Annotated in this window: 16 protein-coding genes; 4 read left to right on the top strand and 12 right to left on the bottom strand. The window is 45.5% G+C overall.

Annotation, left to right across the window (positions count from 1 at the left end):
* Positions 1 to 14: 14 nt before the first annotated feature.
* The 5 genes from secD to VEA_RS14185 form a co-directional block, all read right to left on the bottom strand.
* Positions 15 to 1,871: a protein translocase subunit SecD gene (gene secD, locus VEA_RS14165; RefSeq protein ID WP_006741889.1), complete on the bottom strand. Its 1,857-nt coding sequence runs from the start codon at positions 1,869 to 1,871 to the stop codon at positions 15 to 17.
* Positions 1,872 to 1,892: 21 nt separating this feature from the next.
* A complete protein-coding gene (gene yajC / locus VEA_RS14170; RefSeq protein ID WP_005381725.1) occupies positions 1,893 to 2,222 on the bottom strand; it encodes a preprotein translocase subunit YajC in 330 nt (109 codons plus the stop codon).
* 166 nt (positions 2,223 to 2,388) lie between these two features.
* The gene (tgt, locus tag VEA_RS14175) at positions 2,389 to 3,537 is read right to left on the bottom strand and encodes a tRNA guanosine(34) transglycosylase Tgt (RefSeq protein WP_005391577.1); all 1,149 of its coding nucleotides are present in this window, start codon (positions 3,535 to 3,537) and stop codon (positions 2,389 to 2,391) included.
* Positions 3,538 to 3,687: 150 nt separating this feature from the next.
* Positions 3,688 to 4,740 carry a tRNA preQ1(34) S-adenosylmethionine ribosyltransferase-isomerase QueA gene (gene queA / locus VEA_RS14180; RefSeq protein ID WP_006741890.1) on the bottom strand — a complete coding sequence of 351 codons (1,053 nt, stop codon included), beginning with the start codon at positions 4,738 to 4,740 and terminating at the stop codon, positions 3,688 to 3,690.
* A gap of 270 nt (positions 4,741 to 5,010) precedes the next feature.
* Positions 5,011 to 6,177 (bottom strand): S1 family peptidase, encoded by a 1,167-nt coding sequence (locus VEA_RS14185; protein ID WP_006741891.1) that lies wholly within the window; start codon positions 6,175 to 6,177, stop codon positions 5,011 to 5,013.
* 323 nt (positions 6,178 to 6,500) lie between these two features.
* Here VEA_RS14185 and VEA_RS14190 point away from each other — a divergent pair, with 323 nt between their 5' ends.
* Positions 6,501 to 6,950 carry a CBS domain-containing protein gene (locus VEA_RS14190; RefSeq protein ID WP_005391583.1) on the top strand — a complete coding sequence of 150 codons (450 nt, stop codon included), beginning with the start codon at positions 6,501 to 6,503 and terminating at the stop codon, positions 6,948 to 6,950.
* A 124-nt stretch (positions 6,951 to 7,074) separates the two neighbouring features.
* On the opposite strand, the gene aceA is transcribed toward VEA_RS14190, so the two are convergent.
* The 3 genes from aceA to VEA_RS14205 form a co-directional block, all read right to left on the bottom strand.
* On the bottom strand, positions 7,075 to 8,388 hold the full coding sequence (gene aceA, locus VEA_RS14195) for an isocitrate lyase (RefSeq protein WP_012842116.1): 1,314 nt from the start codon (positions 8,386 to 8,388) through the stop codon (positions 7,075 to 7,077).
* A gap of 120 nt (positions 8,389 to 8,508) precedes the next feature.
* A complete protein-coding gene (gene aceB, locus VEA_RS14200) occupies positions 8,509 to 10,137 on the bottom strand; it encodes a malate synthase A (protein ID WP_012842117.1) in 1,629 nt (542 codons plus the stop codon).
* Positions 10,138 to 10,743: 606 nt separating this feature from the next.
* Complete coding sequence (locus tag VEA_RS14205) at positions 10,744 to 11,649, bottom strand: hydrogen peroxide-inducible genes activator (protein WP_005383681.1); 906 nt, start codon at positions 11,647 to 11,649, stop codon at positions 10,744 to 10,746.
* 199 nt (positions 11,650 to 11,848) lie between these two features.
* Between VEA_RS14205 and VEA_RS14210 the strand changes: the two genes are divergently transcribed.
* The 3 genes from VEA_RS14210 to ppk2 all read left to right on the top strand — a co-directional run bounded on the left by VEA_RS14210 (position 11,849) and on the right by ppk2 (position 14,334).
* Positions 11,849 to 12,460, top strand: coding sequence for a peroxiredoxin C (locus tag VEA_RS14210; RefSeq protein ID WP_005381738.1), 612 nt, complete (start codon positions 11,849 to 11,851; stop codon positions 12,458 to 12,460).
* A gap of 283 nt (positions 12,461 to 12,743) precedes the next feature.
* Complete coding sequence (locus VEA_RS14215; protein WP_081442479.1) at positions 12,744 to 13,487, top strand: copper homeostasis protein CutC; 744 nt, start codon at positions 12,744 to 12,746, stop codon at positions 13,485 to 13,487.
* 70 nt (positions 13,488 to 13,557) lie between these two features.
* Positions 13,558 to 14,334, top strand: coding sequence for a polyphosphate kinase 2 (ppk2, locus tag VEA_RS14220; RefSeq protein ID WP_005381743.1), 777 nt, complete (start codon positions 13,558 to 13,560; stop codon positions 14,332 to 14,334).
* A 62-nt stretch (positions 14,335 to 14,396) separates the two neighbouring features.
* On the opposite strand, the gene phoU is transcribed toward ppk2, so the two are convergent.
* From phoU to VEA_RS14240, 4 genes are read right to left on the bottom strand one after another with little or no spacing between them, the layout of a single operon-like run.
* Entirely contained in the window at positions 14,397 to 15,095 is a 699-nt protein-coding gene (gene phoU, locus VEA_RS14225) for a phosphate signaling complex protein PhoU (protein ID WP_005381744.1), read from the bottom strand.
* A 30-nt stretch (positions 15,096 to 15,125) separates the two neighbouring features.
* Positions 15,126 to 15,944, bottom strand: a complete 819-nt coding sequence (gene pstB, locus VEA_RS14230; protein ID WP_005381745.1) for a phosphate ABC transporter ATP-binding protein PstB — start codon at positions 15,942 to 15,944, stop codon at positions 15,126 to 15,128.
* A gap of 2 nt (positions 15,945 to 15,946) precedes the next feature.
* Positions 15,947 to 17,620 carry a phosphate ABC transporter permease PstA gene (pstA, locus tag VEA_RS14235; protein WP_006741898.1) on the bottom strand — a complete coding sequence of 558 codons (1,674 nt, stop codon included), beginning with the start codon at positions 17,618 to 17,620 and terminating at the stop codon, positions 15,947 to 15,949.
* Between the two features lie 30 nt (positions 17,621 to 17,650).
* Positions 17,651 to 19,855, bottom strand: coding sequence for an ABC transporter permease subunit (locus VEA_RS14240; protein WP_006741899.1), 2,205 nt, complete (start codon positions 19,853 to 19,855; stop codon positions 17,651 to 17,653).
* Positions 19,856 to 19,907 lie beyond the last annotated feature (52 nt).

Genomic DNA, 19,907 nt, shown 5'->3' on the forward strand with positions numbered 1-19,907 from the left:
ATTAATTCCCAGCCTTAGATCGACAATTTATCAACGCGTTTGCCACCGTAAATCAGGTTCACGATACAACGTGTACCAATAATGGCGGTGAACATTGAAGTTAAGATACCGATAGATAGAGTAACCGCGAAACCTTTCACTGCACCAGTACCGACTGCAAATAGGATAATTGCAGTAATCAGTGTCGTGATGTTCGCATCGGCAATCGTACTGAATGCATTCGCGTAACCTTGGTGAATCGCTTGTTGTGGACTACGCCCATCGCGAAGCTCTTCACGGATACGCTCGAAGATCAGTACGTTCGCATCAACCGCCATACCGACTGTTAACACGATACCGGCAATCCCCGGAAGCGTCATGGTAGCGCCTGGAATCATCGACATCACACCAATGATCAACACTAAGTTAGCCATTAGAGCGATGTTGGCAATCAAGCCAAAGCCACGGTAGTAAAGCAGTGTAAACAGCATTACCGCAACCATACCCCAGATACACGCTTGGATACCCATATCGATGTTTTGCTGGCCCATTGATGGACCAATAGTACGCTCTTCAACGATAGAGATAGGTGCGATCAGTGCACCAGCACGTAATAGAAGTGCAAGGTTGTGCGCTTCAGCTGCGGAGTCTATACCCGTGATACGGAAGTTACGTCCAAGAGCCGATTGAATCGTCGCTTGGTTGATGACTTCTTCATGCTTATCTAGGATGACTTTGCCTTCTGGCGTACGACGACCACTGTCTTTGTACTCAGCAAACACGGTAGCCATTAGCTTACCGATGTTCTTCTTAGAGAACGCTGACATCTTGTTACCACCTTCGCTGTCTAGCGAGATGTTAACTTGTGGACGACCGTATTCATCGACACTTGAGCTTGCATCCGTAATGCTTTGACCACCAAGAATAACACGCTTCTTAAGCACAACCGGACGACCGTCTCGGTCCATTTTGATTTCACTGCCTGCTGGCGCACGACCATTTGCCGCCGCTGATAGGTCAGCTTTATCGTCAACTTCACGGAATTCTAGCGTTGCAGTCGCACCTAGAATCTCTTTTGCACGAGCAGTATCTTGAACACCAGGAAGCTCAACAACAATTCGACTTGCACCTTGACGTTGAACGAGAGGCTCTGCAACACCTAGCTCGTTTACACGGTTACGTAAAATCGTAATGTTTTGCTCAACAGCGTAGTTACGGATCTCTTGTAAACGTTGCTCGGTAAAGGTCGCAGTAAGAGCGTAACGGCCATTTGAATCAGATTCGACAAAGAGCATGTCCGGGTGATTCTTTTCTAGCATTGCTTTCGCTTCTGCTAATTGCTCTTCGTTACGTAGCAGAACCTCTACCGCTTCTTTGCCAGAAGGGCGAATAGCACGATAACGAATTTTTGCCTCACGAAGTTCGCTACGGAAAGCTTCTTCTTGCTGACCAACGAGCTTTTCCATCGCCGCGTCCATGTCTACTTCCATTAAGAAGTGGACACCACCACGAAGGTCAAGACCCAGCTTTAATGGTGACGCGCCAATCGCTTCTAGCCAATCGGGTGTAGAAGGAGCAAGGTTAAGTGCAACAATTGTGTCTTTGCCAAGCGCTTCGCTGATGACATCACGAGCACTGATTTGTGTGTCAGTGTCGTTAAAACGAACAAGAATTGATCCATTTTCGAGAGCAATGGATTTATGAGAGAGTTGCTCTTTATCAAGAGCAGTAGTGACAGCATCCAGCGTTGACATATCTACAGAGGCGCCACGCGCCCCTGTAACTTGAATAGCCGGATCTTCACCGTAGATATTTGGAAGTGCGTATAACGCAGCGGTGATGATGGCAAAAAATACCATCAAGTACTTCCATAATGGATAACGGTTTAGCACAGCGAGGATCCTTTAGCTGTTTTATAGAGACTTAAGCGTACCTTTTGGCAACACTGCAGTGATGAAGTCTTTCTTGATTACCACTTCATTGTTCGCGTTAAGCTCGATTGAAATGTAGTCATTGTCTTCAGCAATCTTAGTGATTTTACCCACTAGGCCACCGCTAGTTAGAACTTCGTCGCCTTTGCCCATAGAAGCCATTAGGTTCTTGTGCTCTTTTACACGTTTCGCTTGTGGGCGGTAAATCATGAAGTAAAAGATCACTGCGAACATGCCAAGCATGATTAGCATTTCAAAACCACCGCCTGCTGGCGCGCCTTCTGCTGCTGCGTGAGCCTGAGAAATAAACATTAAAACATCCTCATTATATTTTATTGATAATCCAACAAGTTGGGCTTTCGCATTTTAGATTCAAGTCTGAGAGTAACTAATAGCGATCACTCTCTCAAAAATAACGTGCGTTAGCCTACTTTATTAGCAAAAGCCTCTGGCGACATGCCAAAGGCTTTAATTCTTTTTAGTCCGTCAATGACTGTTCTTTTGCTAGTGGTGGCACTTCACGGCCACGACGCTCATAGAACTCAGTAACAAACTCATCAAAACGATCTTCATCAATCGCTTTACGAATACTTTCCATCAGACGCTGGTAGTAGCGTAGGTTGTGGATCGTATTCAGACGAGCACCCAGAATTTCATTACAACGCTCTAAGTGATGAAGGTACGATTTACTGTAGTTTTGACAAGTGTAACAGTCACAGTGCGGATCCAACGGGGTTGTATCCGTTTTATGTTTCGCATTACGGATCTTGATCACACCACCAGTCACAAACAGGTGACCATTACGCGCGTTACGCGTTGGCATTACACAGTCAAACATGTCGATACCGCGGCGAACACCTTCAACCAAGTCTTCTGGTTTACCCACGCCCATTAGGTAGCGAGGCTTGTCTTCTGGAAGCTGCGGACAAGTGTGCTCAAGAATACGGTGCATGTCTTCTTTAGGCTCGCCTACTGCCAAGCCACCAACCGCGTAACCGTCAAAACCGATTTCCGTTAGACCTTTTACCGACACATCACGTAGATCTTCGTAAACACCACCTTGAACAATACCAAACAGGTTGTTCGGGTTTTCTAGCTTCTCGAAGTGATCACGTGAGCGCTGTGCCCAACGTAGTGACATTTCCATCGATTTCTTCGCTTCATCGTGTGTCGCTGGGTATGGCGTACACTCGTCAAAAATCATGACGATGTCAGAACCTAGGTCTTTTTGAATTTCCATCGACTTTTCTGCGTCCATGAAAATCTTGTCACCATTAACTGGGTTACGGAAGTGCACACCCTCTTCGGTAATAGTACGCATCTTGCCAAGGCTGAATACTTGGAAGCCGCCTGAATCAGTAAGAATAGGACCGTGCCAGTTCATAAAATCATGCAAGTCGCCGTGCATTTTCATGACTTCTTGACCTGGACGCAGCCAAAGGTGGAACGTGTTACCTAGTAAGATTTCTGCGCCCGTACCTTTCACTTCTTCTGGCGTCATGCCTTTAACCGTACCGTAAGTACCAACTGGCATAAACGCTGGGGTTTGAACAGTGCCACGTTCGAAAGTCAGTTGACCACGACGCGCATTGCCGTTTTTCTTCTTAAGATCGAATTTTAATTTCACGATGCCTCCGGGTGTCAGAGAAACAGTCTGACTGAGTGTTTAGGGCTCTACCCTACTTTAAGGAGCGGTCGCTTTTCCTTGCGAGAGATAAAGCAGAGGTTCTGCTCTATTTCCTAGCTTACTGCTAGCACTCGTAAATCTTATTTTTTACTAAATCGTTTTCTTCTTGATGAACATTGAATCACCATATGAGAAAAAGCGATATTTGTTTTCTACCGCATGCTTGTAAGCATTCATGGTGTTCTCATAACCTGCAAATGCACTCACCAACATGATCAGTGTGGATTCTGGCAGGTGGAAATTGGTAATCAAGCAATCCACAAGCTGATATTCGTAGCCAGGGAAAATAAAGATTTCTGTATCACCAAAGAATGGGGCCAACTCAGTCCCTTTTTTCAATGCGTCTTGCGCTGCGCTTTCAAGTGAGCGTACCGATGTAGTACCAACAGCAATAATTCGTCCACCGCGCGCTTTCGTCGCTTTAATTGCTTCGACGACTTCTTGCGGTACTTCTACGTACTCAGCGTGCATATGGTGATCGTTGATGTTTTCTACTTTTACTGGCTGGAATGTACCTGCCCCAACGTGCAAAGTGACGTAAGCAAACTCTGCGCCTTTCGCTTTGATTTTCTCTAGTAGAACATCATCAAAATGAAGACCCGCTGTCGGCGCCGCTACTGCGCCTGGCTTCTGGTTATATACGGTTTGGTAACGCTCTTTATCTGCATCTTCATCTGGGCGGTCAATGTAAGGAGGAAGTGGCATGTGGCCGATTTCTTCCAAAATTTCTAATACCGTCTTATCAGCGTTAAATTTCAGTTCAAATAGAGCGTCATGACGCGCCACCATTTCTGCTGAGTATTCATCATTCTCGCCAACAATGATGGTTGTACCTGGTTTTGGAGATTTAGAGCAGCGAACGTGCGCGAGGATGCTTTTCTCGTCAAGCATGCGCTCCACCAGCACCTCTAGCTTACCACCCGACTCTTTACGACCAAAAAGACGAGCAGGTATAACACGAGTATTATTAAACACCACGAGATCACCGGGTTGAACTTGGCCCAATACATCAGTAAATGTGCCATCAATTAGCTCTCCGGTATTGCCGTCCATTTGTAATAGTCGGCTAGCGGTACGCTCTGGCTGAGGGTAACGAGCGATAAGTTCATCTGGAAGGTCGAAATGGAAATCTGATACTTGCATGTTACTTGTCTTATATATTGGTCAAATCACGTCTAGGACGACGATAAAATTGCGACGAGTTTTTCGCAGCAGACTAGTATATGTTTACATGCTGCAATAGCAAGCAAATCCCCAGAATATCACTGTAAAAGCCATGATGAAGAGTGTAATAAAACGTGAAAAACCGCGATCACTTGGCATTGTTTTTCAGTTTAAGCCGACAGAAATGGAACATTAAAAAGCAAAGCAGCGCATAACGCTGCTTACTCGTTTGGTATTCAAATCGCCCTATCAAACCTCACGCCTTCGCCACCACGCCAAGGGTACGAATAGACCCAATAGCCACAGACCCAGACTGCCACCATCATCATCTGACCCTTTGAAATCACAGTTATTGGTTGCAATACCGTCGTGACACTCTTTATCTCCGCCGACTTCGTTATTAGCCTCTTTAATAAAGTTCGGTGCAATGATGTAGCTACTTGGTGGCACATCGGCAGTAATGTAAGACTGTACCCAGTCGTAATATTGGCTCACCTTGGTGTAGAAACTTGGAATCGTCAAAGAGCCACATGTCGGAAGAATGAGAGGTCCACCGCTAACAATACCAATCTGTTTGCCCGTTGCCACATCGACCAGCGGCCCCCCACTGTCACCTTTACATGCAGAGTTACCATATTGGGTGTGGCTATCCGGCTCTAATACTCGGTTTTTCGTTGGTAGCGTACAAATTTTGGTTTGGTTTTCTCTTGAGTCGATGATCCCCGGAAAACTGCTGCCAATTTCTAAACGCTCATAACATTTGTCGATGGGTAAAAATGTACTAATGGTGGTTTTGAGCGTATTGGAAGGTTCAGAAGCATCCGGCTGAGTGGTCCCCCACCCAAACACTTGCACATTTTCGACACGTTGATTGGTCAGGTAATTATCGTTCCAATCCGCTGCCAAACGCGCTTCGATACTCTCCATGTCGGCTTTGTTTGCTAAATCAGCAAAGCTCGCATTTGCCACTGGGCGCGTGAGATACAGCAACGCGATGTCTGAATCTAAACCGGTTTGGATAGGTTTCACGTTGCCATTACTGTCGGTCTCAGCTTTTGAAATCCGAGTGTAATCCGGATGAACCACAACGTGAGACACCGGATAGAAGTTATCAAGCCCTGCTGAATTAAGTTCATGCACATTCGCATTCACCGACAACTCGCCCGGCGGGGTCACATAGTAGCTTGCTTCGTTCGTTCCCTGCCCCATTACCACGCAGTGTGCCGCAGTCAACACCCACTGCTCCGTCAGCATGGTGCCGCCACACAGTGGGAACTCTGCCATATTACTTGCTCGTAAAGTAACACGATCAACAGAGTCGGTTAGTTCATCTCCTAACACAATCGCCTGTGCTGATTGCACACTGAATGCCGCCACTGCCAGCGCAATGAGTTTGTTACACGTTGTTCTTTTCATTTAGGTTGCTGTCTTCAATTTGGTAAGCCTGAGCGTATCTTCTTCGAGAGACGAATCTTGGAAAATCCAACGAATAAAAATGTGCGATTCAATTCATTGGATTACCTTGGGTACACATTCAATATCAACCAAAAATGCCAACTGACTCGCACGCAAACCGACTTATTCAAATTAATAAAAACGTCGATAAGACACAGATTACGCAGACAAAAAGAAGCGCAAGTGTATTGTGCTATTTAATTGATGAAAAACGAGTTAGCTCCCAGATATACAGAAAAATATTCTCTATATTTAAGAGAAGGACAATGCCGCTGGAGGTCTCTATGATCAAGGTTGAAGACATGATGACTCGTAATCCTCATACCTTACTGCGCACGCACACCTTGCGTGATGCAAAAAGCATGATGGATGCGCTTGATATTCGACATATTCCGGTTGTTGATGCCAATAACCACTTACAAGGCTTGGTGACTCAACGCGACATTCTTGCTGCTCAAGAATCGAGCTTGCACCCAGATGAGGCTGAACAATCTTTTACTCTAGATACACCGCTCTACGAAATGATGCACACTAACATCATGACGGCCGAACCCATCGCGGGGCTTAAAGAGAGCGCTATCTACATGCAAAAGCACAAAGTTGGCTGTTTACCTGTTGTCACTAAGGGTCGATTGGTAGGCATCATTACTGACAGTGACTTTGTGACCATTGCGATTAACTTATTGGAACTGCAAGAAGAAGTGGAACCCGAAGAAATCGAGCCAGAAGAATAATACGCAAACGCGTTATCTTGGGTGTAAATTTCGTTTCTTAAACGTTTTAAACGAAAAAAGAGCGGCAGGGTTGCCGCTCAAAATGCCATTACTGACGCTGATTAAGGAAGTGTTTCTCTGCCAATTAGAATTGGTCTTCTTCGGTCGAACCTGTCAATGCGGTCACTGAAGAGTTACCACCTTGGATAGTATTGGTCATTCTATCGAAGTAACCTGTACCTACTTCTTGTTGGTGTGCAACAAATGTATAGCCTTTTTCTGCCGCCTGGAATTCAGGACGCTGAACTTTCTCAACATAATGACGCATACCTTCACCTTGAGCGTAAGCGTGTGCCAGTTCGAACATGTTGAACCACATGTTATGGATACCTGCTAGCGTGATGAATTGGTACTTGTAGCCCATGTCTGCCAACTCTTGTTGGAACTTAGCAATGGTTTCTGCATCTAGGTTCTTCTCCCAGTTGAAGGACGGCGAACAGTTGTACGCCAACAGTTGATCTGGGTATTCAGCGTGAATCGCTTCTGCAAACTTACGTGCTTCTTCCAAACATGGCGTCGCTGTTTCACACCAGATCAAATCTGCATACGGTGCGTAAGCTAGGCCGCGAGAGATGGCTTGGTCGATACCAGCGCGAACGCGGTAGAAACCTTCTTGAGTACGCTCACCTTCAATAAAGTCTTTATCGTATGGGTCACAATCTGAAGTAATGAGATCTGCCGCATTCGCATCAGTACGAGCAATAACCAAGGTTGTTGTACCCGCTACATCAGCAGCTAAACGAGCAGCAACCAGTTTTTGTACCGCTTCTTGGGTTGGAACTAATACCTTGCCGCCCATGTGGCCACACTTTTTCACTGATGCTAGCTGGTCTTCAAAGTGAACGCCCGCTGCGCCTGCTTCGATCATCGACTTCATGAGCTCGTAAGCGTTAAGCACACCACCAAAGCCCGCTTCAGCATCCGCTACGATTGGTAGGAAGTAGTCAATACCGCCTTCTTCTTCAGGCGATTTACCTGCTGACCATTGGATTTGGTCTGCACGACGGAACGAGTTATTGATGCGTTTTACTACTGACGGTACAGAATCGACTGGGTATAGAGACTGGTCAGGGTACATCGTTGAAGCGGTGTTGTTGTCCGCCGCTACCTGCCAACCAGATAGGTAAATCGCTTCAATACCAGCTTTAGCTTGTTGAACAGCTTGGCCACCAGTTAACGCACCAAGACAGTTTACGTAACCTTTTTTCGCGCTACCGTTGACCAGTGACCAAAGTTTGTCTGCACCACGTTGTGCAATTGTGTTGGCTGGTACCATAGAGCCACGCAGTTCCACCACTTCCTCAGCAGTGTATGTACGCTTTACATTTTTCCAGCGCGGGTTAGTTGCCCAGTCTTTTTCCAGAGCTTCAATTTGTTGGCGGCGAGTTAAGTTAGTCATTGGTCTATCCCTCTTTATAATTTGCACTTTATGCGTGTGCGTTGAGTTTCCGTTCTCAGGCAGTACTTCCCTATCTGCCTTGAAAATCCTTCACGTTATTGGTGTTACAGTTATTCTTTATTAATCCAGGTAGTCATAACCAGGAACTGTTAAAAAGTTGGTCAGCTCATCGCTTGTGGTGAGTCTTGCCATCAAGTCTGCCGCTTCTTCAAATCGACCCGCTTGGTAGCGCTGCTCACCAATTTCTTGTTTCACGACTTCAATCTCTTCTTTTAGATAGAGCTCGAACAGATCCTTAGTGACCTTCAATCCGTTATCTAGCGACTTGCCGTGTTGAATCCATTGCCAGATAGAAGCGCGAGAGATTTCAGCTGTCGCCGCATCTTCCATCAAGCCATAAATTGGTACACAACCATTACCAGAAATCCAAGCTTCGATGTATTGCAGCGCAACACGAATATTGTGGCGCATTCCGGCTTCTGTACGCTCGCCTTCACAAGGCTCAAGTAGTTCAGCCGCTGTAATAGGTGCATCCTCTGAACGACTCACATCCAATTGATTGGTGCGCTCGCCCAGTACAGCACTAAAAACTTCCATCGCGGTGTCAGCCAAACCTGGATGAGCTACCCAAGTACCGTCGTGACCGTTGTTTGCTTCTAGCGATTTGTCAGTCTGGATCTTGTCTAATACTTTTTGATTCTCTTGCGGGTTTTTCGCTGGGATAAAGGCGGCCATTCCTCCCATCGCGAAAGCACCTCGTTTATGACAAGTACGCACCAATAATCGCGAGTAAGCGTTCAAGAATGGCTTATCCATCGTAACCACTTGGCGATCTGGCAGTACGCGTTCAGGGTGCTTCTTCAAGGTTTTGATGTAGCTAAAGATGTAATCCCAGCGACCACAGTTCAAACCAACGATGTGTTCTTTAAGTGAGAACAGAATCTCATCCATTTCGAATACGGCTGGTAAGGTTTCAATCAGCACTGTCGCTTTGATGGTGCCTGTATCAAGACCGAAATAGTCTTCCGTGAAATGGAACACTTCGCTCCACCACTTCGCTTCGTGATGCGATTGCAGTTTTGGAATGTAGAAATAAGGGCCGCTGCCTTTTTGAAGTAACGCTTTGTAGTTGTTATAGAAGTACAGAGCGAAATCGAATAGCGCACCTGGAATGATCTGACCGTGCCACGTAACGTGTTTTTCTTTTAAATGAAGGCCGCGAACACGGCAGATCAACACCGCTGGGTCATCTTCCAGCTGATAATGCTTGCCATTGCCAGGGTTGATGTAACTGATGGTGCCATTCACGGCATCGCGTAAATTCACTTGCCCATCCAGCACTTTACTCCATGCTGGAGACATTGAATCTTCGAAGTCTGCCATAAACACTTTTACATTCGCATTCAGTGCGTTAATCACCATCTTGCGATCAGTTGGTCCGGTAATCTCCACACGGCGATCTTGCAGATCTTGTGGGATTCCCAGGATCTTCCAGCTTCCTTCACGGATGTCTTGTGTCTCTGGTAAAAAGTCTGGCAGCTCACCTGCATCGATACGCGCTTGCTTCTCTTCTCGTGCTTCCAGCAACTGCTCAACACGTCCGGCAAATTTTTCACACAGTAGAGATAAAAAGGTTTGGGCTTCAACAGGGAAAATTGCTTGATGTTCTGGAGCAACGACTCCATTCACCTCAAGCATGCCTTGGGTTTGCTTTAGTTGTTGTGTTTTTTGTTCTGTCTGAGCAAGCATAATCATTCATCCTTAACGTGCTTTATCCATCTTGGGCAGTCAGCGTAAAGCTACATTTGTAAGTTATGAACAACAAATTACATCCTTTAACTTTGTGTTCAACTCGTCTAGCCATGTCGATAGATTGCGTAATGTTATGTGTATTTTCAATCTAGACATAAGTCTTATCGGCCTTTAAATAAGCTATCTCAACAAAGGATTTAACGAAACCCCCAAGATAAACAAAACAGAAAATTCGAAGTTTTATTCGGCAGGGTAAAAACCGCCTATCGAACACCTACTTTTGTAAGTTATTACGTAATTAAATTACATTAATTTTAAGGTCGATTTATCATTTCAAACGAGTGTATGAATATAGACTGGCAAACAAACACCTTGTATTCACAAGGGCTGGCAAGGTGGATTCAAACAAGGGTCAAACAAGACATACAAGGTTTTGTGTAAAATTAACATTGTGAAATTTCACTATTTTATGAAAGCTTCATCAAAGAAGAGCTGTAAAATTTTACAAGTCAAAGTTCACCAACAGAATAAAATACTAGAAAGCGCACTGTTTTTAGTGCGCTTTTAGATAAATAATGGAGATGTAGAGGCTAATACTAATAGCTAAAGCAGTTCGGAAACGACTTCTGCAAGCTGATTAAATGTTTTCGTTCTTGATGAACTCGGACGCCAAACTAAGCCAATTTCGCGATAGGCTTGCTTTCCTGGGGGATCGATCACGACTAAATTCTGGTTATGCAGTAGGCCGTGGTCGATAGCCATTTGAGGAATGAACGTTGTTCCCAAACCATTCGCAACCATTTGCACCAAAGTATGAAGGCTGGTTGCTGTAAACGGATTAATTTTTTCTTTATCTGTTAATTTACACGCAGATACCGCGTGTTCCGTTAAGCAATGCTCTTTCTCTAATAAAAAGACGGATTCGTCAGGTAAATCTGCGTAACGAATCGGCACAGGCACCGATTGGGCTTGATTCGCACTAATAACCATTCGAAACGGATCCTTACCCACCACTCGGCTTTCCATACCGTCAATTTCGACTGGCAACGCTAAAATGAGTACATCCAGCTCACCGTGTCTAAGCGCTTGAAGTAAGTTTGTTGTCGTGTCTTCTCTTAATAAAAGATTCAGTTGTGGGAAACGGTAGTTAACCTCTTGCACCAAATCACACAGTAAAAACGGAGCAATTGTTGGTATGCATCCCACTTTTAGCTGGCCTTGCATATCGTCGCCTTGGCACATACGTCCAAGCTCGACCAAATCTTGCCCTTTTGCTAACAGCTCTCGCCCCTGCTTTACTACCATTTCTCCTGTTTGGGTAAAAACCAGTGGACTTTTCTTGTCTTTCTTTTCATATAATGGACAACCAATCAATTCCTCTAAGTTTTGAATACCTTTACTTAAAGTCGACTGACTGACAAAACAACGCTCTGCAGCGTCACTAAAATGTCTTGTTTCATGCAGTGTGACTAAGTAGTGCAACTGCTTCAAACTGGGCCATTTATTCATAATTGTATTTGTATCTACCGCCGTTCCAGTGATCGAGTTAAGAGTTTTGCTATTATCGTTTTTTTCGATTAACTCAATCTATTTATTTCGCTTTTTTCAATACTACAATCTGTACTATAGTTTGTCTCGTACAAACACGGACCAAACCGACACAACTGAATTCGGTTTGGAACTAACCATACTTTTTAGGAGCAAAAAAATGGTACTAGTAGGTCGTCAAGCCCCTGATTTTACTGCAGCAGCTGTTCTAGGTAACGGTGAAATCGTTGAAAACTTCAACTTTGCAGAGTTCACTAAAGGTAAGAAAGCAGTAGTATTCTTCTACCCACTAGATTTCACTTTCGTTTGCCCATCTGAGCTAATCGCATTCGACAACCGTCTAGCTGATTTCCAAGCTAAAGGTGTTGAAGTAATCGGCGTTTCTATCGATTCTCAGTTCTCTCACAACGCATGGCGTAACACTGCTATCGAAGATGGCGGTATCGGTCAAGTTAAGTACCCACTAGTTGCTGACGTTAAGCACGAAATCTGTAAAGCTTACGACGTTGAGCACCCAGAAGCAGGCGTTGCTTTCCGTGGTTCTTTCCTAATCGACGAAGAAGGCGTTGTACGTCACCAAGTAGTTAACGACCTACCACTAGGCCGTAACATCGACGAAATGCTACGCATGGTTGACGCTCTTAACTTCCACCAGAAGCACGGCGAAGTATGTCCTGCACAATGGGAAGAAGGTAAAGCAGGTATGGACGCATCTCCAAAAGGTGTTGCAGCGTTCCTATCTGAGCACGCAGCTGACCTAGGCAAAAAATAATAGACCTTCACCCTAGCTCAACGGGTGTGATGGTTGGATGTATATAAAGCAAAAAGCTAATGCGGAAAACCGCAAACGCCAATCAGTCTAAGTAAAGTCCTATCAAAGCCCAGAGCAAATGCTCTGGGCTTTCTTTTACCTTCAGATAAACCGCCAAAATGAGGTAACGCTGCAGCGTAAACTTTACCTCTATTTCTCATGCCTCCCATACAGATTCTGCTTACTGGCCCTGCTAATATCTTAGCCACAACACTTATTTGTAACGTTAGCAGGATGAATGAACGTGGTTACTCACCTAGAAGTCTGTATCGATAATATTGAATCTCTGCACTACGCCATTACTGGCGGCGCCTCTCGGATTGAACTTTGCTCCTCTTTGGCTTTAGGCGGACTAACACCCAGTTATGGCTTTATGCAGCAAGCCGCTAGGATTTCGACTATTCCTGTTTATGCCATGATTCGCCCACGCCAAGGTGACTTCTTCTACAGTGAAGAAGAGATCGAAATGATGCGTTGGGATATTGAAGCGGCTCACCAATCGGGCTTGGATGGTGTGGTTCTCGGTGTACTCACCCAAGAAGGGGATATCCACATGCCCTTTGCAACAGCACTGTGCGAATTCGCACAGGAATTAGGGCTGGGCGTAACGTTCCATCGTGCTTTTGATCAATGTAGAAACGCTCAATCAGCATTGGAAGAGGTCATCAGTTTGGGCTGCGAACGCATTCTCACTTCAGGGCTCGCACCTTCTGCGCCAGCAGGCCAGAAAGTACTTAAATCTCTTGTTGAACAAGCCCAAGGACGCATTGCAATCATGGCGGGTGCTGGCGTTAATGCAAGTAACGTACGTGCATTAGTAGAAGACACTCAAGTTCCTGAAATCCATCTGTCAGGCAAGACCACACGCCCTAGCCAAATGATATTTATTGCAGAACAAAGCAAAATGGGCGCATCCGATGTCGATGATTTTTTAATCCCCATCACAAGTACACAAGCCATTACCGATGTCGTAGCAGCTCTCAAATAGACGACCGTAACCTCACACGCATAGCTTTTGAGTGCTAACATATTGTTTATCAAGGAGTGAGGAAAGGTGTATGTCTAAATTGAAGAAAAAGGAATACGAAAAGGAGCTCAAAAACCTTCAAGTTGAGCTCGTAAAACTTCAAGAGTGGGTCAAACACAAAGGGTTAAAAGTGGTGGTTCTGTTTGAAGGCCGTGATGCTGCGGGCAAAGGCGGGGTGATTAAACGCATCACAGAAAAGCTAAACCCGCGTGTTTGTCGCGTGGTCGCTCTGCCTGCACCGACAGAAAAAGAAAAAACGCAATGGTACTTCCAACGTTACGTCGCTCATTTACCATCTGCTGGTGAAATCGTCTTATTTGACCGAAGTTGGTATAACCGAGCGGGTGTCGAAAAAGTCATGGGGTTCTGTACGCCTGATGAATACGAAGAGTTTTTACGCTCTTGTCCTGAATTCGAAAGAATGTTGCAACGCTCTGGGATTATTCTGATTAAGTATTGGTTTTCGGTTTCAGACGAAGAGCAGGAAAAACGTTTTCTAGGTCGAATTAATACGCCGATCAAACGTTGGAAATTCAGCCCAATGGATTTAGAGTCACGTCATCGCTGGGCGGAGTATTCGGAAGCAAAAGATAAGATGTTTGCCTATACAGACACGAAAAACTGCCCTTGGTGGGTCGTCCCTTCTGATGACAAAAAGAAAGCGCGCTTGAACTGTATCAGTCATTTACTAAGCCAGATTGATTACAAAGCACTTGAGTACTCACCCATCGAATTACCTGAACTCAATAAAGAAGGTTATGTCAGAGCGCCCATTGATGATCAGACCTTCGTGCCCGATAAATATTGACGTGCTTTCCCTCTCCCTAATAAATAGACCAGCCTAAAAGCTGGTCTATTTATTGAAATCAGTTACTTCAGTACGTCATCAATGCTTTGATCACCTAGATGGCGTACATCTTTCCCTTTCACGAAGTAAATAATGTATTCACAGATGTTCTGGCAACGGTCCCCCACGCGTTCAATGGCACGTGCAGACCACATCACTTGCAGAATATTGGGGATATTTTTTGGGTCTTCCATCATGTAGGTCATCAACTGACGAATTACCGCTTCATATTCGGCGTCTAGCTTGTCATCTTGTTTGTGCACCTCTGCTGCCGCTTCTACATCCATGCGGGCAAACGCATCCAAAACCTGATGCAGCATATTAATTGCCTGACGGCAGAGAGGCTCTAACGACACTTGGAACTGTCGTTCTTTTGATGATGGGCTTTCAATGGCAACATAAGCAATGCGTGTCGCCACGTCACCGATACGTTCTAAATCAGTGATCGTTTTGATGATAGCCATGATTAAGCGCAAGTCTTTTGCCGTTGGCTGACGCTTAGCAATAATGCGTGTGCAGGCGTCATCAATCGAGACTTCCATCGCATTCACTTTATGATCGTCACGCACAACCTTACGCGCCAGTTCGATATCTTCTTTATGCAAGGCTTGAATAGCATACGAAAGCTGCTGTTCTACCAAGCCACCCATGGTTAATACATGAGTACGAATCGATTCTAGCTCTACGTTAAATTGTCCTGAAATATGACGTCCAAAGTGCATGATGTTCCTTATTCCGTATAGAGTCGCGACTTAACCGTATCGACCCGTAATGTAATCTTCGGTCTGTTTCTTCATTGGCGAGGTGAAGATCGAGTCCGCGTCAGAGTATTCAATTAACTTACCCATATGAATGAATGCGGTGTGATCACTCACTCGCGCCGCTTGCTGCATGTTATGGGTAACGATAACGACAGTATATTGAGTCTTAAGCTCATTGATAAGCTCTTCAATAGTTAAAGTTGAGATTGGATCCAACGCTGATGTCGGCTCATCCAATAACAGGACTTCCGGCTCAATCGCCACCGCGCGCGCAATGACCAAGCGCTGTTGCTGACCACCAGATAAACCAAATGCGTTCTCATGCAAGCGGTCTTTTACCTCATCCCACAACGCCGCCGAGCGCAAGGATCGCTCCACTGCGTCATCTAAACTGCGGCTGTTTTTTACACCTTGTAAGCGTAAGCCATAAACTACGTTTTCATAAATAGACTTAGGAAATGGATTGGGTCTTTGAAACACCATCCCCACTCGGCGTCGAAGTGTCGCAACATCGACATTAGGATGATAAACATTCTTGCCATGTAGACGCACTTTGCCTGTGACTCGACACCCTTCCACTAAGTCGTTCATGCGATTGATGCAACGTAATAACGTCGACTTTCCACACCCTGAAGGACCGATAAAAGCGGTGACTCGCCCTTTGGGAATTCGCATCGAAATATCATGCAGCGCCTGAGTTTGACCATAGAACAGATTAAGGTTCTCGATTGAGATTGCTGTTTGTTCATCCGTTAAATTATGAACGTCCAATGGTGGCTCATAACCTAATGTACTATCAAAATTAAACATACTTAATCTTGTCCTAACGTTCTGTATTTTTCTCGTAAATTATTGCGAATACTGATTGCTGTTAAGTTTAGCCCGACAATCACTGTCACGAGTAAGAAAGAGGTAGCATAAACTAATGGTCGCGCCGCTTCGATGTTGGAGGTTTGAAAGCCAACATCGTAAATGTGAAAACCTAAATGCATGAACTTTCTATCCAAATGCACATAAGGGAATTGCCCGTCAACCGGTAAACTGGATGCCAATTTCACGACCCCCACCAGCATCAGTGGCGCTACTTCGCCAGCTGCACGTGCAATCGCAAGGATCAACCCTGTGATAATAGCTGGCGTCGCCATAGGCAAAACCACACGCCATAGGGTTTCGAACTGAGTTGCACCAAGTGCCAGAGAGCCATGTCGTACTGAACTCGGAATACGAGTTAAACCTTCTTCTGTCGTCACAATCACAACCGGAAGCGTCAGCACGGCAAGAGTTAGTGCAGACCACAACAAACCCGGAGTACCAAAGGTTGGTGCCGGTAGCTTCTCCGCATAGAATACGTTATCGATAGAGGCACCAATCGTATAAACAAAGAAGCCTAAACCAAATACGCCATAAACAATCGATGGAACACCCGCTAGGTTTATAACCGCAATACGAATAACCCTGGTTAGAGCGTTATTCTTAGCATATTCATGTAGATAGATAGCGGCGATCACCCCAAGTGGCATCACAATGATCGACATGATAAGTACTAAGAAAACCGTACCAAATATCGCAGGGAACACGCCTCCTTCAGAGTTCGACTCTCTTGGATCTTCAGATAAAAACTTCCAAACCTGCTTCCCCCAGTGCATGACTTTATCAGGCAGTGACATTTGGTTTGGGTACCAGTAGTCCAAAATGTCTTCGAGCGGAATCGATACTTGTGAGCCCGTCATATCCTCGACAATCAGGGCATAGCCAGAAAGCTGTAATCGTAAGCCATCAAGCTGTAAATCTAACGTCGCCAGAGCTTTCTCTATCCGCTCTTTTTTCGTCTGGTTTTCCTTTAAGAAGCTTTCTGTCAGCATGTCATTCAACTCATGCTTGCGCTTTTCTAATCGCAACTGCTCTAGCTTCCAACCAAGCTCTTTAAGCTGATCGACAACCAAAGAGTCAATCTCATGGCGCAGAGTTTCTGCATCATCCAGTTTTTTGTTCAAGACTGATTGAATATCGTTGGTGTATAAGTTATCTCCATCCTGAAACGCCACCAGCTTACCAAAAAAGTAACCGCCGCTGCTGCGCTCGATCACAGCCCACTCTTTTGGCGTCGTGGGCTCATCCAACTGCATTTGCAATACGGAGATAAAATCGGCGGGATACAACTCTCGGTTGGCGATTTTGATACTGAGTCGCGTAGCAAAGTCTTCATCGTCTTCTAATTTCTGCGCCGCGCTTTCAGGCAGATAACTCTTCGGTACAAAGCTGCGTTCATACACTTGACCAATCAGAATAGTATTTTCATGTAGCACTTCGCCTTGTACAGGGGTCAGCGCTGCAACATTCCACTGATACAAGGGAGCTGGCCAAAAGTAAGTCAAGCCTTTCCAGCCGATAAGGAGTAACAACCCTAATACCGACAACAAACTGATGCTGACTGCACCGCCTGTTAGCCATATCCACGGTGCGCCAGAACGAATCCAATTTAACACGTCATTACTCGCTCTTTATTCAAACCATTATTACAACGCACGGTACTTATCTCTCAGTCTTTGACGAACCCACTCCGCAAGCGCGTTTACTGCAAACGTAAACACAAACAAAATCAATGCAGCTAGGAACAGCAGGCGATAATGCGAACTTCCAACTTCCGACTCTGGCAACTCAACGGCGATGGTCGCCGACAGGCTGCGCAATCCTTCCAAAATATTCCAATCCATTAATGGCGTATTGCCCGTTGCCATTAACACAATCATGGTTTCACCAACAGCGCGTCCCAGCCCCATCATAATGGCAGAAAAAATACCCGGGCTTGCGGTAAGCAAGACAACATAGATTAAAGTTTGCCAAGGCGTGGCCCCTAATGCCAAAGAGCCATCCGATAAATGCTTCGGCACAGAGAAAATGGCATCTTCGGCGATGGTAAAAATCGTCGGGATAACAGCAAAACCCATCGCTAACCCCACCACCAATGCATTACGTTGATCGTAACCAATACCATGCTCGGTTAAGAACAAGCGCATATCACCACTGAAGAACGTCTGCTCAATCGTAGGCGAAATCCACACTCCAAGCCCAATCAGTATCAATATGACAGGCATGAGCACTAAAGCATGCCAACCATTCGGCAGACGATTTCGCAAAGGTTGCGGTATTAACGCCCATAACCCGCCCATAATCATGGTGCTCAAGGGTAAAACAAACAGCATGACGACGATCGTAATCAGGTGATCTTCGACAATAGGGGCGAACCACAACCCCGCGAGGAAACCAATGATCACCGTCGGCAGTGCTTCCATTAGCTCAATCGACGGTTTTACGACACGACGCATGCGTGGCGACATAAAGTAAGCCGTATAAATAGCACCTAGCACTGCGAGCGGTACTGAAAACAGCATCGCAAACATCGCCGCTTTTATCGTCCCAAACGCAATAGGTACTAGGCTGAACTTAGCCTCAAAGTTATCGCTCGCCGAAGTCGATTGCCACACATATTCAGGCTCAGGATACCCTTCGTACCACACTTCTTGCCATAATGAGGACAATGAAATTTCCGGATAGGCATTGTCCACTTCCGCAACATTTAACTCATTATTTTGCCAAGTGATTAAGTAGCGTTCATTGTTAGACATTGCTGCGATTGCGGGCGCTTGATTGTACGCACGCTTAAACAACACCAGTTTTTCACTGGTTGTATAATGGCTTTGCAACGTGCCGTTGGTGTAAAAGCTATAAAATCCTTTGCGATGAGAATCCGGCAACAAATACTTAAGCTCTGATGCCAATTTAAAATCACGAATATGCGTTAACGTGCGTCTCTCTTCTTGCAGCGTGTCAAACCATTGCGACACCCGACCATCGTTGTGTGTCACCAAAAGCGAGTAAGCACCAGCCAGTAGGTCCATTGTACGAACGGAGTGCTTCTTATCACCTTGAGTGAGGTCGACCACCTCTCGCACAGCAAATTTACGTGCGGTTTTCTTTAACACGATCAACTCAGAGCCATCGCGCAAATAAAGCGTTTCACCATCAGGTGTCAATAACATTTGCTGAGGGGCATCAAAGCCTGAAGAGAACGTAAAATCGATCGTTGTCGGAGGCGTCCCCAAAGACGAAGACACTTGCCAACGAGCCTTCACTTCACCGCTTTGTGTCTGCCAAACAATTGTTGGTAACGGCGTTGAAGCTGCAAACACAAACTGAGTCACAGGATCTTGAGGCGTACTCAGCGTCAGATCCATGCTGGTGTCTAGCTCAATCACTTCCGGAGGACGTGTATTTTCTCTCAACGTGGCATTAAATTCAGGCTTGAAAAGGTGCGCTTTACCCTGCCCATCAACAAACCCATACCAACCTAGTCCAGGAGCCGATTGAGAGAAAGCGACGGGTTCCTGGACGATTTGCTGTTTATACACCGCAGGTTTCGTAGGATCGTCCATCGACAAATATTGAATCTCACCACTTTGGGTTAGAACGAACGCGAGCTGAGCGTAATCATCCACCGAAATCGCCAGTGGTGTTTCAATATGGGAGGCTCGAATGGCTTGGTTGGTTTTGATCTCCGCATCAGAAAAAAGCGGAATGATCACCATGGCGAGGTAGACAAAGATCAAAATAAGCGCCGCGAGTACGCCGACACCACCGGATGTCACTGCAAGTCGAACTAAACGATCTTTTATCAGTCGTTTCTTATCTTTTTCCTGCAATGAAAACTCGGCTTGTGCCATTTAAATCTCTACCTTTTTTGACTTAGTACTAGAATATGTCGTTAAGATGACA

The sequence above is a fragment of the Vibrio antiquarius genome (assembly GCF_000024825.1).
Lineage (GTDB): Bacteria > Pseudomonadota > Gammaproteobacteria > Enterobacterales > Vibrionaceae > Vibrio > Vibrio diabolicus.